At 64.8% G+C, this 13,562-nt stretch carries 13 protein-coding genes; 6 read left to right on the top strand and 7 right to left on the bottom strand.

Annotated elements, in window-relative coordinates; genetic code table 11:
- Nucleotides 1-7: 7 nt before the first annotated feature.
- Nucleotides 8-1,000, top strand: a complete 993-nt coding sequence (locus IAQ70_RS18180; RefSeq protein WP_190990850.1) for a manganese catalase family protein — start codon at nucleotides 8-10, stop codon at nucleotides 998-1,000.
- Between the two features lie 58 nt (nucleotides 1,001-1,058).
- On the opposite strand, the gene IAQ70_RS18175 is transcribed toward IAQ70_RS18180, so the two are convergent.
- Genes IAQ70_RS18175 through IAQ70_RS18150 form a run of 6 tightly spaced genes read right to left on the bottom strand, consistent with a single transcriptional unit; the run spans nucleotide 1,059 to nucleotide 7,104 of the window.
- Nucleotides 1,059-1,370: a putative quinol monooxygenase gene (locus IAQ70_RS18175; RefSeq protein WP_190990848.1), complete on the bottom strand. Its 312-nt coding sequence runs from the start codon at nucleotides 1,368-1,370 to the stop codon at nucleotides 1,059-1,061.
- 48 nt (nucleotides 1,371-1,418) lie between these two features.
- Nucleotides 1,419-2,615, bottom strand: coding sequence for an ABC transporter ATP-binding protein (locus tag IAQ70_RS18170; RefSeq protein ID WP_190990846.1), 1,197 nt, complete (start codon nucleotides 2,613-2,615; stop codon nucleotides 1,419-1,421).
- 2 nt (nucleotides 2,616-2,617) lie between these two features.
- Nucleotides 2,618-3,511, bottom strand: a complete 894-nt coding sequence (locus IAQ70_RS18165; RefSeq protein WP_190990844.1) for a carbohydrate ABC transporter permease — start codon at nucleotides 3,509-3,511, stop codon at nucleotides 2,618-2,620.
- A gap of 4 nt (nucleotides 3,512-3,515) precedes the next feature.
- On the bottom strand, nucleotides 3,516-4,463 hold the full coding sequence (locus IAQ70_RS18160; protein ID WP_190990842.1) for a carbohydrate ABC transporter permease: 948 nt from the start codon (nucleotides 4,461-4,463) through the stop codon (nucleotides 3,516-3,518).
- Between the two features lie 26 nt (nucleotides 4,464-4,489).
- Nucleotides 4,490-5,755 (bottom strand): ABC transporter substrate-binding protein, encoded by a 1,266-nt coding sequence (locus IAQ70_RS18155; protein WP_190990840.1) that lies wholly within the window; start codon nucleotides 5,753-5,755, stop codon nucleotides 4,490-4,492.
- Entirely contained in the window at nucleotides 5,752-7,104 is a 1,353-nt protein-coding gene (locus tag IAQ70_RS18150; RefSeq protein ID WP_190990838.1) for an NAD(P)H-dependent oxidoreductase, read from the bottom strand. Before IAQ70_RS18150 ends, IAQ70_RS18155 begins: the two co-directional genes overlap by 4 nt.
- Nucleotides 7,105-7,371: 267 nt before the next feature.
- On the opposite strand from IAQ70_RS18150, the gene IAQ70_RS18145 reads away from it, so the two are divergent.
- From IAQ70_RS18145 to IAQ70_RS18125, 5 genes are all read left to right on the top strand, one after another.
- Nucleotides 7,372-8,400, top strand: a complete 1,029-nt coding sequence (locus tag IAQ70_RS18145) for a substrate-binding domain-containing protein (protein WP_190990836.1) — start codon at nucleotides 7,372-7,374, stop codon at nucleotides 8,398-8,400.
- A 200-nt stretch (nucleotides 8,401-8,600) separates the two neighbouring features.
- Nucleotides 8,601-9,533 (top strand): NAD(P)-dependent oxidoreductase, encoded by a 933-nt coding sequence (locus tag IAQ70_RS18140; RefSeq protein WP_190990834.1) that lies wholly within the window; start codon nucleotides 8,601-8,603, stop codon nucleotides 9,531-9,533.
- A gap of 74 nt (nucleotides 9,534-9,607) precedes the next feature.
- Nucleotides 9,608-11,902 (top strand): LuxR C-terminal-related transcriptional regulator, encoded by a 2,295-nt coding sequence (locus tag IAQ70_RS23110; protein WP_190990832.1) that lies wholly within the window; start codon nucleotides 9,608-9,610, stop codon nucleotides 11,900-11,902.
- A gap of 138 nt (nucleotides 11,903-12,040) precedes the next feature.
- Nucleotides 12,041-12,487, top strand: a complete 447-nt coding sequence (locus IAQ70_RS18130) for a hypothetical protein (protein ID WP_190990830.1) — start codon at nucleotides 12,041-12,043, stop codon at nucleotides 12,485-12,487.
- A 47-nt stretch (nucleotides 12,488-12,534) separates the two neighbouring features.
- Complete coding sequence (locus IAQ70_RS18125; protein WP_190990829.1) at nucleotides 12,535-12,906, top strand: VOC family protein; 372 nt, start codon at nucleotides 12,535-12,537, stop codon at nucleotides 12,904-12,906.
- An 18-nt stretch (nucleotides 12,907-12,924) separates the two neighbouring features.
- Here IAQ70_RS18125 and IAQ70_RS18120 read toward each other — a convergent pair whose 3' ends face one another.
- Nucleotides 12,925-13,497, bottom strand: a complete 573-nt coding sequence (locus IAQ70_RS18120; protein ID WP_190990827.1) for an MOSC domain-containing protein — start codon at nucleotides 13,495-13,497, stop codon at nucleotides 12,925-12,927.
- Nucleotides 13,498-13,562 lie beyond the last annotated feature (65 nt).

Raw genomic sequence — 13,562 nt, 5'->3', positions numbered from 1 at the left:
GGAAAAAATGTACCTGCATACCCAGCTTTTGATCAACGAAATCGCTGCCGACGAGCCGGATCCTGCCGCAGCCAATGCGCTGCAGGAGGGTCTCGGCGGGCAGTTCGGCGAGATGCGCACCATGATGCAGTACCTGTTCCAGAGCATGAACTTCCGCGGCGATGCTGCCTCCAAACCCTACAAGGACCTGCTCCAAGGCGTCGGCACCGAGGAGATCAGCCATGTCGAACTCATCGGAACCACCATCTCCCAGCTCCTGGACGGCTCCCCGCGCTACCAGGGCAAAAAGACCGATCCGGTGGATGAGCCCGGCGCTAAGGGTGCCACGCCGTTGAAGATTGCGCTGGACACCAGCAATATCCACCACTACCTCGTGGGCGCTCAGGGCGCCCTGCCTGTGGACGCGGCGGGCAACCCGTGGAGCGGATCCTATGTCTACAACAGCGGCAACCTGGTCCTGGACCTGCTGTACAACCTCATGCTGGAATCCACCGGCCGGTTGCAGAAATGCCGGATTTACGAGATGACGGAAAACAAAACCGCGCGGTCCACCATCGCCTACCTCATTGTCCGGGACCAGGCCCACGAGAACGCCTTCGCCAAAGCGCTGGAAAGCCTGGGCGTGAACTGGGGCAAGGTCCTGCCGATCCCCAAGACCAACGCCGAGCAGTTCCCCGAGGTCAAGAAGCTGCTGGACAAAGGCCTGCAGAGCATCCAGTACACGTTCAGCGCGGATAACCTCAGCGAGGCCGGCAAACTCTACCGCGGCGCCTCACCGTCCAATGACGGGACCGAGCTCAGTACCGACGTCATGCCTGAAGGCTTCCCCATGACCATCTCCCCGGAGCGCCGCGAGGAATTCGCCCCTGGACTCGACCCCGACCTGCTTGCGCTGATCCAGGCCACCGCAGAGGTGGAGTTGCAGGACGCAAACAACCCGAAGGACACTACCGCTACCCCCAGCGCGAAGAGCCAGGCAAAGCCTGCAAAGAAATCCTAGGCGAGGTTTTAACGGAAAGCGACGACGGCGGGACCTCCGCCGTCGTCCGCTTTGCTCGTTAAAGACTGCCCTGGTGGGTGGTACCCGCCGGGATCGGCACTAGGCGGGTAACTTCCACCGGCTTTTCGAGGAGCCCATCCAGCGAAGCATTGAGCCGTTTGACGGGGTCGCCGGCGCCGTGGGCGTCCAGCAGCTCCGCACTTTCCCATTTTTCGATCATCATGATCCGGCCAGTCGGCGATTCATGGATGGCATACAGCAAGCAGCCCGGTTCTTCGTGCACTTCTGCAATGGCGGGGGAGAGGGCAGCAACCACCTGGTCGTAGGTGCCTTCTTTCGGAGTGAACTCTGCGGTGACAACGATGGTCATAGGTGCCTTTTCCTTACGTGTGGAACGGGATCTGTGTTGGTGGTCATATTAGCCGTGGGAGGACAGCATTCCCGCGTCGGAGACCTCCGCGGCTGATGCAAGGTTTGCACCGGTATCGCTGTCGAAGTAGCTGGCCATGCCGGCGTTGAGAGCCACGGTGCACGGATCGCCGGTCATCAGGCGGGTCTGTCCCGTCTGGCGGATCCAGATGAGGTCGTCCTGGTTGAGCTCCCACAGTTTCAGGTCCAGCGTCCGGTCGGGTTGGATGCCGATCAGGGTGTCCGCACCGAGGTCTTCGATCCTCCGGACCGTGCCCGGGAGGCCGGGCCCGTCGACGTCGGCGGAAACGGTGAGGTGTTCCGGGCGCAGGCCCAAGGTGACCGGTCCGGTGCCGAGCCGGAGACCTTCGGGTGCCGGGAGCCGAAGCCTGCCGAGTGCCGGCTGCCCGTCGGCGACGGTCGCACTCATGAGGTTCATGGGCGGGCTGCCGATGAACCGGGCGACGTACGTGTTGGCGGGGCGGGCATAGATTTCCTGCGGCGTGGCGTGCTGCTGCACGATGCCGTTGTGGAGGATGACGATCTGGGTGGCCATGGTCATGGCCTCAACCTGGTCGTGCGTAACGTACACGAAGGTCTTTCCGGTCAGTTTGTGCAGCCGGACGATTTCGCCGCGGAGTTCAGCGCGGAGCTTCGCATCCAGGTTGGACAGCGGCTCATCGAGCAGGAACATCGAAGGGTTGCGGATGAGGGCACGGGCGAGGGCCACGCGCTGGCGCTGGCCGCCGGAGAGCCCGCCGGGCTTGCGCTTCGAATACTCGTCCAGTTCCAGCATGGAGGAAACGCTGTCCACCCGCTCTGCGACCTCCTTTGAGGAACCGAAGATGCGGCGTGCGATCGCGCTGATGCCCGGGATGTGGTGCCAGGCCTTGAACTTGTCCAGCGCCAGCGGGAACGTGATGTTCTCGCGGACTGTCAGGTGCGGGTAGAGCGCATAGGACTGGAAGACGAACGCGATGTCCCGTTCGCGCGGGCTTTGCCTGTTCACCCGCAGGTTGTCGAAGATGATGTCGCCTTTGGTGGGATCCGTGAGCCCGGCAATAATGCGGAGCAGGGTGGACTTTCCGGATCCCGACGCGCCCAGGAGGACGAGGAATTCCCCGTTGTCCACGTCGGCGCTGAAGTCGTGGATGACCTGCGTGTCGCCGAAGCGCTTGCTGATGTTGCGTAGTGAGAGCTTTGCCATGATCAACCTTTGACTGAGCCGGCCGTGAGGCCCGAGACGATACGACGCTGGACCAGGAGGAAGAAGATCAGCGCCGGGAGGGTGAACAGCAAGGCCGCGGCCATGACGGAGTTCAGGGAAGTCAGGTACTGGCCGATGAAGGATGCCAGGCCCACGGACGCCGGCCAGAGATCGCGTTCGGCAATGAACGTTTTGGCCAGGAGGAACTCGTTCCACCCGTCGAAGAAGTTGATGACGGCGGCCGCGGCGATGCTGGGCAGGATCAGCGGCGTGAGCACCAACGACAGGATAGTGACGCGGGGGCAACCGTCGACGGCGGCGGCCTCCTCGATCTCGTAGGGAATCGCATCGATGGCCCCCTTGATGATCCAGACGCTCACCGGCATCGTGAAGGCGACGTTCGCGAGAATCAGGCCGCCCATTCCGTTGAGCAGGCCAAGCGAGGCGAACAGGGCGTAGATGGGAACCACCAGGAGCGCTTCGGGGAGCATCTGCGTGGCGAAGAGCAGGAACCCTGCGGCGCCCTTGCCGTAGAACTTGAACCGCGACAATGCGTAGCCGGCCAGCACCGCGAAGATCAGGGACAGCAGTGTAGTGCCGCCGGCGATGACCATGGAGTTGGTGAGCCATTTGAAGATGGGGACGGTGCCGATGACGTCGCCGAGGTCCGCCAGCCGTTCCCAGTGCGGCCACCAGCCCTGGGCCTGGCCGTAAAGCTCGGAGTCCTGGCTGAGTGCGGTGTTCAGCATCCAGTAGAGCGGGAAGCCCGAGAAAAGAACCAGGGCGGCCAGCATGAGGACGCGGACGGGCTTGCTGAAGTTCCGCTTACCGGGTGCCTTCAGCCGCCGCTTGTGCGGGGCATGCTCTGTGACTGGGTGTGCTTCTTGTGTAGCCATCGTTCTAGGCCTCCTTGGCGGCGTTGCGCCGTTCCATCATGAAGTAGACAACGGTGACCACCAGGGACAGGACCAGGCCGAGGGCGCCGATTGCTGCCGCGCGGCCCAGTTCCTGGTTGCTGAAGGCCTGCCGGTAGACGTTGACCACGAGGGTGTTGGTGCTGTCGACGGGGCCGCCGCCGGTCAGGAGGTAGATGATCTCGAAACGGCGGATGGACCAGATGGTCATGAGCAGCGTGACCACCCTGACGGTGGGGGCAATGTGGGGCCATGTGACGGCCTTGAACGTTTCCAGCGCGCCGGCGCCGTCCATACGGGTGGCTTCGTAGAGCTCGCTGGGGATGGACTGGAGTGAGGCCAGGACCACGAGCATGACTAGGGGCATGACCTTCCAGACCGAGGTCAGGACAACGGCAGCCATGCCGTACTTCGGATCAACCAGCCAGCCCTGCTGGCCTACGCCGAACACTCCGACCACTTCGTTCAGCACACCGTCGGAGCGGTTGAAGATCCAGCTGAAGATCAGCGCGGTGGCAACCGTGGGGACGGCCCAGGGTAGCGTGATGATGGCCCGGACAATGGTGCGGCCCTTAAACGCCTGGTTCAGGAGCAAGGCTGCTCCGGCGCCTATGGCCACCGCGAAGATGACCGTCGCAGCCGTGTACAGGATGGTGGCGCCGAGCGAGTTGTAGAACTGCGGAGTGCTGAGCAGTCGCGTGTAATTGTCGAGTCCCACGCCGGTGCCGCCGTCGGGCCTGACCAACGGGGTCTTCGTGAAACTGAGCTGAATGCCCTGCACTACCGGGATGATCATAAAAATGATCAGGTAGATGACGGCCGGGCCGATGTAGATGTACGGCGAGATCCTCTGCCACATGTGGTGCCTGGAGGGAGCGTCCTGGATCTGCGTCGGTGCCACGGCGGGCGGGGAGATCGAAGTTCGGAGCGTCATTGCCCGGGTCCTTTGCTTTGGGGCACTCAGCCGAGCAGCTGAGTTACTTGTTTCTGTGCGGTGGAGAGCGCCGCCGCGGCGTCGCCACCGTCCACGAGGTAGCGTTCCACCTGCGTCATGACTTCGCGCATGATGGCCTTGGTCTGGGCCTCGTAGCCCTTGATGAGCGGGCTCCTCGATTCCGCTGCCAGGTCAATGAAGGACTTGGCCCACGGGTTCGCCGCGGCGTAATCGGGCGCCAGCGGGACGTCGGTGGCCAGGGTTGACGGGCCCATGGCTTTCCGCAGTGCCGCCTGGCCGGCGTCGGATCCCACCCAGCCCACGAAATCGACTGCCAGGTTCTTGTTCTTGCCGTAACCGTTGACCGCCAGCACAATCTCCTGGTGCGCAGACGGCTGCGGGAGCGGAATGCGTTCGGCGAATCCGATGTCCGCCGATGTCAGCGCTTTGGAGGAACGCAGGATGCCGGCGACAGTCGATGAGACGTCGATCATCATGCCCAGGCGGCCCTCGCGGAACTTGGTACGCATGGTTGATGCGTCGTCGCCGATTGGCATGGCACCCGAGCGGTAGATCTCCCCGAACGCCTCGACGCCGGCGATGTTCTCGGCGGAGTCGATGGTGGGGCGTGAGCCATCCGACCAGGATCCACCGTGCCCGTAGGTCCACACATCGAAGTCCATGAACCAGGAATCGAACTCCGTCATCTGATGGCGGACACCGAACCCGTCCAGCCCCGTGGCGGAACGGATCTGGGCTGCGGCCGAAATCAGTTCCGGGACGTTGCTGGGCGGGGTCACGTTGGCCTTCTCCAGGAGACCGCGGTTCCAGAAGAAGTTCCAGTTCAGCCGCTCCCACGTGATCCCGTACTGCACCCCGTTGACCAGCCCGGACTTGTTCGTGTGATTGAACGGGGTGCCCTTGTGGCCGGAGAGGACAGAGGTAAGCGGGGCCAGGATGCCGGCGTCGGCCAGCGGGTAGAAGTTGACGTCCTGAACAACGAAGACGTCGGGTCCGCCCTTGCCGCCGAGCTCGGTATTGAGCTTGTCCGCGAAGGAAAGGAAGGGTGTGGTGCTTTGGGCCAGGCTCGCGGAGGGGTTGGCTTCCTTGTAGGCCTGGATTGCCTGCCACATGGCCTCGCCGCGGCCCGGCTCGAGCCACTGCCAGCTGCCAAACTTCAACGTGCCGCCGGCTGAAGCGGCACGGTTCGGGTCGAGTCCCGGGCTGGCGCCGCAGCCGGCAAGCAACATGCTCGCTGCCGCGGCCCCCAGGAAGGTGCGCCTGTCGATCATGTCGCGGGCACCACGTCGAGTGCGAGGGCCTCCGTCTCGCGCCGCAGCTTCAGGGCTTCGTCCAGGGAGGTGTCAATTTCGACGTCGTCCCAGCCCACGATGCCACCCTCGGGTACGTCGTTGATGAGCTTGACGTGGTGGGCCATGGCGACCGGCAGGGCGCGGTCCCGGACCGACTTCTCGGCGGAGATCAGTTTGCCCCAGACCGTGAAGCCGCCCTCGCCGTCGAGGATTTCCCCGGCGTGCAGTTCCTTCTTGGCGCAGGCGACGACGTCGGCATAGAAGCCTTCCGGCGCGCCGGTGGCCACACCGCGCAGTACGGCGTTGGCGATGGAGATGTTCAGCTCCAGGCCGACGTAGTGGTACGGACGGTAGAGGGCGGCGTACTGGCCGGTGGGGTCCGGGTGCCAGGGGTATTCCTGGAAGCAGCCGGAGACGTACTTGTTGGTGGCCTTCACCACGACAAAGACGCCTTCCTGGGTGTTGTGGGGGATCCAGTCGCCGTCGCGGGTCACGCTGGACATCACGTCGACGCTGCCGACGTTGCTGAGCACGCCGCCGTCAGCCGAGGGACGGCAGATGGTGGCGATCTCTTCCACATTGCCGGGAGTGAAGGTCAGCCCTTCGTCGGACGGACGCAGGCCCGCGGCGTTGGCCACGGCGGCCATCTCAATGGCGGCCTTGGTTCCGTCACGGAAGGAGGTGTGCATGTACGGGTTGAGCTGGCCGGAGTCGGTCAGTTCTTTGGAGAACTCCCAGTTTTCCCACACATTGTCCGGATTCATCTTGTGATAGTGCTCAAGGTATTTGGCACCCTTGCCGGCGCAGACGACGTCAAACCCGGATGTCCGGGCCCAGTCGACGAGTTCCCAGATCAGCGCGGGCTGATCGCCGTAAGCCAACGAGTAGACGACGCCGGCTTCCTTGGCGCGCTTAGCGAGGGCCGGACCCGCGAGGGCGTCTGCCTCGACCGTGACCATGATGATGTGCTTGCCGGTCTCGATGGCGCGGAGGGCGTGGTTGATGCCGACGATCGGGTTGCCGGTGGCTTCAACAATGACGTCCAAGTCGGCGTCGAACAGTGCGGAGGCATCGGTGATCACGGTGGTTGCCCTGGTGGCGAGGGCGGTCTCGATATCTTCGACAAAGGCTTCCTCGGGCCAGTCCACCAGCTTGAGTGCGCCCTTGGCGCGCTCCGCGTTGATATCGGCGATGGCTACAACGTGGATGCCGGGGATGTTCCGGGCCTGCGCAAGGTACATGGTGCCGTACCGTCCGGCACCGATCAGCCCCACACGGATCGGGGCGCCTTCGGCCTCGCGCTGTGTCAGAAGTTTGTGCAGGTTCATAACTACCTTTCAATGGGTGCGGCTCCGTGTGGATGGCCGGCGGAAAGCATAGGATCCGGCCGCAGCGTTGCGGCGGAAGCTTAGGTGTCTGGCTGGGTGTCTGCCTCAGTCCCTGGCGGTGCTGCGGTAGACAACCGGCTCCGAAGTAAACATAATGGAACCGGTTACACTTTTATTTCACACCTGCTCGACGAGGTCAATACCCTAGTCTGAAAAAGTTCTTGCCGGACGTTCCGGAGAGCCGCAGTAGCCGATCAAGGAGTACACGTGCAGAAGCAGCCGACCATACGCGATGTTGCCGCGGCTGCGGGGGTGTCTGTCGCCGTTGTATCCCGGGTGCTCAATCCGGGATCCGGCCCTGTGGCTGCTGCGACCCGGAGCCGCGTCAGCGAGGTAATGGAAACCCTTGGGTACCACCCTCGCACTGCCGCCCGCGAGCTGAAGCACGGGCCGCCCACCACGTTGGGGCTGCTCCTGGCCGATGTCTCGAACCCTTTCTTTGCCCGGCTGGCCGACCAGGTGGTCCAGGAGGCGCACTCGCGCGGAATCCAGGTGCTGCTCATGACCACCCAGGAGGATGATCAGCTGGAGTCCGAGCGGCTCTCCACCCTCATTGAGCGCCGGGTCAGCGGGATCATCGCCACTCCCACGGGGAACAACCTGGAAATCTGGAAAAAGCTCCAGGACATGGGTACTGATGTGGTCTTCGTTGACCGCTCAATCCCTGCACTGCCGGCGGTGGACGTTGTGACCATCAACAACGTCGAATCTGCGCGGTCGGCCACGGCCCTGTTGGCCGCACATGGGCACCGCCGCATCGCGATCATCTCGGGCCCGTCGTCATCAACGACTGGCCGGGACCGGATCGCCGGCTACCGCGAAGCCCTGGACGCGGCGGGATTGGATCAGGACGATCTCCTCATCCGGTCCGCAGCGTTCAGGGGTGCCGCCGGCGGCGATGCGATGACTACGTTGCTCAATCTTGAGGATCCGCCCACGGCCCTGGTGGTGGCCAACACCGCCCAGGTGACGGCCGTGCTCCGGCGCCTGTCGCATGCCGGGGTTTCAATTCCGGACGAACTGTCGGTCATCGTCTTCGAGGACTCGCCGTGGACCGAACTTATGACTCCACCTTTGACGATTGTCCGGCAGCCCATCGACCTCCTGGCCAGGCACTCCGTGCGGCTGGCGCTTGCTCATCCAAACGGGAAGGCCGCGGGAAAGCCGACAGTCGTCCGGGTCGACGCTGAACTTGTCGAGCGGTCCAGTGTGGCGCGGCCCAGGCTGCGGGTGTAGTTCACCGCCTCGCCGCTTGGGCCGTCGGTGGCCACGCGGCGCCTCCGGAGCTCATGATTTACACCAAGTGCCCTCGCATGGTACAAAAAGTAAAACGGTTCCACTTCGATTTCCACCTCGCTTGCCCGCCCGCCCAGCGCCGCGTGCCCGCTCGCTGGCGGCTGGTGCGCGGGGCTTCGCCTCAACTCAAGGACCTGATCATGACGGAAACCACGCCAGCCTCGCTTGCCCTGCTGGGACTGGGTCCCATGGGTGGGCCTATGGCCCGCCAACTTCTGGCGCTCGACGGCGGCCTCACCGTCTGGAACCGGACGTCCGCAAAAACGGAACCACTGGTTACACTCGGCGCGCGCGCCGCAACCTCACCGGCGGACGCCGCAGCCGACGTCATACTCACTGTCCTTCCCGACCTTGATCAGGTTGAGTCGTTGCTGCCGGGTGAGAACGGGCTGCTGTCCGGCTGGACGGCCAAAAACATCACCCGGCCCATCCTCGTGGTGCACGGCACGGTGTCCCCGATCGCCGTCGCGGCCTTCGCCGAACGGCTGCTCCGGCTGCACGGGGTTACGGTCCTGGATGCCCCGGTCAGCGGCGGCACCGTCGGCGCGGAAGAGGGAACGCTCAGCATCATGGTGGGCGGGGACAAGGACGCGGCGCACTCCGTGGAGCCCGTTTTCCAGGCCATGGGCACCACAGTGCGGTACATGGGCCCGAGCGGCTCGGGGGCTCTGGCCAAGGCCTGCAACCAGGTTGTTGTCGCGGCCACGGTGACCGCGGTTTCCGAAGCGATGCTCTTGGCGCGCAGCGGAGGTCTCGATCTCGCCGTGATGCTTGAACTGTTGCAGGGCGGGTTGGCTGATTCCGCAGTCCTCCGGCAGAAAGGCAACCGCTGGATAAGCGGCGACTTCACCGGCGGCGGCAGTGCCAAAAACCAGCTCAAAGACCTCGGATTCATCAGGGAAGCGGCCGCTGCGGACGGCCTGGATCTTCCGCTGAGCGGCACCGTGACGGAACTGTTCGGCGAGATGGTGGCCCAGGGTGACGGCGCCCTGGACCATACGGGAATCCACCGCACTTTGGCGCGCCGCTCCAATCCGTCACTGGAAGGTCCCGTCCTGCCGGACAGGCGCTAGCGCCTTCCGGATGAGGTCCCGCCGTCGTCCGCTTCCGTCCGGGAAATCTGCCCGAAGCGCGGTACCTTGTCTTCATGGGGAGCCATGGCGATCTTCCGGGGAACCTGCCGGCCGAAACGACGAGCTTCGTGGGCCGCCGTCGGGAGCTCAGCGAGGCCAGGAACAGATTTCTGAACGCGCGGCTGGTCTCCCTGGTGGGTCCGGGAGGCGTGGGGAAGACGCGGCTGTCGCTTCGGCTCGGCACCCAGCTGCGGCGGAACTTCCCGGACGGCGTCTGGCTCGTGGAGCTCGCCGAGGTGCCCGAGCCGGCGCTTCTTGCCGGCGCGGTGCTCACGGCGTTGGACCTTCGTGAGCAGGGGGCCGTTGATCCCGCTGCGGCCCTGGCCCGGCACGTGAAGGGCAGGCAGCTGCTCCTGGTCTTCGACAACTGCGAGCACCTGACGCGACCCGTGGCGCAGCTGACCAGCGAACTGCTCAAGGCCGGGCCCGATCTGCGCATCCTTGCCACTAGCCGGGAGCCTCTGGGACTCGTCGAAGAACACGTTGTGCCCGTGCCGCCCCTCGAGCTTCCGGACCCCTACGAGACGGACCTGGCGAGACTGGGACTCAACGAGGCCGTGCAGCTGTTCGTTGAACGTGCCGGGGCTGCGTCGGGCCATTTTGGGCTCACCCCGGATAGCCGGGTCCCCGTGGTGGAGCTCTGCCGCCGGCTGGACGGAATTCCGCTGGCCATCGAGCTGGCAGCCGTGAAGACCCGGGCCATGTCGCTTGAACAAATCCGCAGCCGGCTGGACCAGCGGTTCGCGCTCCTCACGCAGGGCTCTCCCGCCGCGCTGCCGCGGCACCAGACGCTGGAGGCGGCCATCGCGTGGAGCTACGAACTGCTCGACGGCGACGAGCGCCGCGTGCTGCGGCAGCTGAGTGTCTTCGTTGGCCGGTTCCAGGTGGAGGATGTGGAGGCCGTGTGCCTCGGTGCCGGCAGCCCGGCGGGCGCCGCCGACGTACTCTTTTCGCTCGTGGACAAGTCCTTGGTGATCCGGGACAGGACGGCTGGGGCGCCCTGCTACCGCCTGCACGAATCCATGCGCGAGTTCGCCCACCTCCGCCTGCTGGAGTCCGGGGAGACAGAGCAGGTGTACGCGCGGATGGCGGCGCATTATGCCGCGAAATGCGGTCAGTTCGCGGCCGAGGGTCGCTACCGGCTGGCCGGCTGGCTGGCGTGGACCGAGATCGAAGCTGACAATATCCGTGCGGTCCTCGATCTGCTGGTCCGCTCCGGCAACCCGGCCGCCGTCGACCTTTCCGTCTCCCTCGTGTACTTCTGGATCACGCGGGCCACCAGCGAAGGTGCGCGCCGCTTCGATGCCCTGCTCGCCCGCGATGAGGGCATCGCCCATCCGTGGGCGCTCTTCGTCAGAGGCTTCCTCGCCGTCCTGCAGAACGACGCCGACGTGGCCCTCCGGGCGCTGGAACGCGGGATCGACGCTGCCCGCGGGTCGGACGGCCCACTCCTGGCGCAACTGCTGGCCATGGCCTCGATCGCCGCGACCATGTCCGCCGACTCGGTGTCCGCACGCCGCCACCTCCAAGCGGCCCAGAGGATCGTGGACCGCATCGACGACGTCGGTGCTGCGCTGATGGTCCACCAGGCCGTCGCCATGAACGGCTTCCTCGACGGCGACCCGGCGGCGGTTCTCGCCGCGGCAGCACCGGGCGCCTCCCTCAGCCGGTCGATCGGGGACGAATACAGCCTGGTTATGATGCTGCTGAACCACGGCTTCGCCACTCTTCAACTCGGCAGGGCAGGCGAAGCCGAACAGCACTTCCGCGAAGCCCTGGTTTTAGCCAGGGAACTGGATGACCGTGTGGCCCAGTGCTACCTCCTCGGCGGACTCGGCTGCTGCGCCGCCCGGGCGCGGGAGCCGCGACTCGCAGCCCAGCTCTTCGGGGCCGCAGAGTCGTTGCAGGAGGAGGCTGGAGCCACGTTGAATGCCGGGATCGTGCGCGCGCTGACGCCGGCCAAGGCGACGGCAGCGGCGATGCTTGGAACCGCGCGGTTCGCCGCCGAGACGGCTGCAGGCCGTTCCCTCGGGCGGGGCGCTGCCGTACAGTTGGCGCTCCACAAGAAGCCGGCGGCCGCGGTTGGCGCCGTTGCCCCGTCCGGCGCCGGCGTGACACCTACGCCGTTGGGCCGGCGGGAGCTGGAAGTGGCCCGATTGGTGGCTGAGGGTTGCACCAACAAAGAAATCGGCGCACGGCTTTTCCTCTCCGAACGGACAGTCGAGAGCCACGTCAGGAACACGCTCAACAAGCTGGGGTTCAGCAAGCGGGCACAGATAGCCGCATGGGTCTCGGCGGGCATTCCTTAGCGCTACTGAAAACTCGTTAGTGTCACTGAACCTCAGTGGTTTAAGTGCCGGATCCGTGGTTCCACTGATCCTTTCTCGTCCGGCCAGACCTAGATTCGAAGTGCGCCCGAACATTACCGCCACATCGAGGAGAACGACGTGACCACTGCCCAGATTGCCGGCTCCACCGTCCGGACTGCCCCTGCCGACTCGGGGCTTTCGATCCGCCGCCTGAACGTCATGCGGTTCGGTTACGCCTTCATGGGAGTGGGGCTCGCCATTGTGAAGTGGCCGCTTCTTCTGGACCTCGGGTCCCACCCGGTGATGGACGGGGTGGTCACCAGCATCCTGACCGCGATGTCGCTCTTGGTTTTCCTCGGACTCAGGTACCCCGTGAAGCTGCTCCCGATCCTGCTTTTCGAGGTGATTTGGAAACTGATCTGGATGGCGGCTGTTGCCGTCCCCTACCTGGCCTCCGGAACTGCAAACGCCGGAATAGATTCAGTGTTGTTCAGTTGCTCCTTCATCATTGTCGTCATCGCTGTTATCCCCTGGGGATACGCCTGGAAGCAGTACGCCAAGGCGGCCGGGGATCCGTGGCGCTGATGTAGGTATCATCGGAGCATTCGTCCCCTTTGAGAGTGGAGTGACCCATGGAGCTCGGCGCCTTTTCAATCAGCCTCACAGTCAAGGACATTGCAGCGTCAGCAGCGTTCTACGAGAAACTCGGCTTCACCAGCTTCGGTGGCGACATCACCCAAAACTGGCTGATTTTGAAGAACGGCGAGACGGTGATCGGCCTCTTCCAAGGCATGTTTGAGAAGAACATGCTCACGTTCAACCCGGGCTGGAACCAGAACGCCGAAGCGGTCGACTCCTTTACCGATGTGCGCCGCATCCAGCGGGAACTCAAGTCCCAGGGCGCCGAGTTCGTGTCCGAGGCCGATGAAACCTCATCCGGGCCGGGAAGCTTCATCGTGGTGGACCCGGACGGGAACCCGGTACTGGTCGATCAGCACGTCTGACCGGCCTCGCGAACCGTACTAGGGCAGCCTTGACGCCCGTAACATTGAGGCCTCGCCCGCGCGTTCCGGATTCAGCGGGACGGGGCTGACCAGTACAGCCGGGCCGCGGTGCAGGAACCCGTCCGTGAGCGGCTGGCAGCGCACGCCCCCGCGTCCCCGCATCGCTTTGTGGGCGCCGGGTGCGAGCATCTGGTCCATCCACGTGCAAGGGTTCGCGGGCCGGCCGGCCTTAAGCCCCACCTCCTGTCCGCGCGATTCCAGCACAAAGTTCCCGCCAATCAGCGGTGCTAGCTGAGCGCCCCGGAGGACAACGTTGCGGCGGGTCAGCAGCGGGTCAAACGGTGGGGTGCCCAGCTCCGCCGCCATCGCTTCGAGAGCCTCGATCGAAATCAGGGTAACGGCGGCATCCATGTGCGCGGCCTTGCCGAAAAACCGGTCACCGACGATTCCCTTGCCCGCCACCAGTTCGACAGTTTCCGCATCCGTGGTGGGGACATCCGCCGCCCCTTCGCGTGCTCGGCCGAAGTAGGCATGCGCGGGGGACACCAGCAGATGCAGGATCTCGACCTCGTACCGAAAGCTTTCCGTCATGCCTCCACGCTAGCCCCACGGCGGCAGCTGTGCGGCAGTTGTGCGGCAGCCGCGCGGCACGTGCG

Source organism: Pseudarthrobacter sulfonivorans, assembly GCF_014712225.1.
Classification (GTDB): domain Bacteria; phylum Actinomycetota; class Actinomycetes; order Actinomycetales; family Micrococcaceae; genus Arthrobacter; species Arthrobacter sulfonivorans.
The sequence above is the reverse complement of the archived record's forward strand: the minus strand, read 5'-3'. Positions and strand labels throughout refer to the sequence as shown.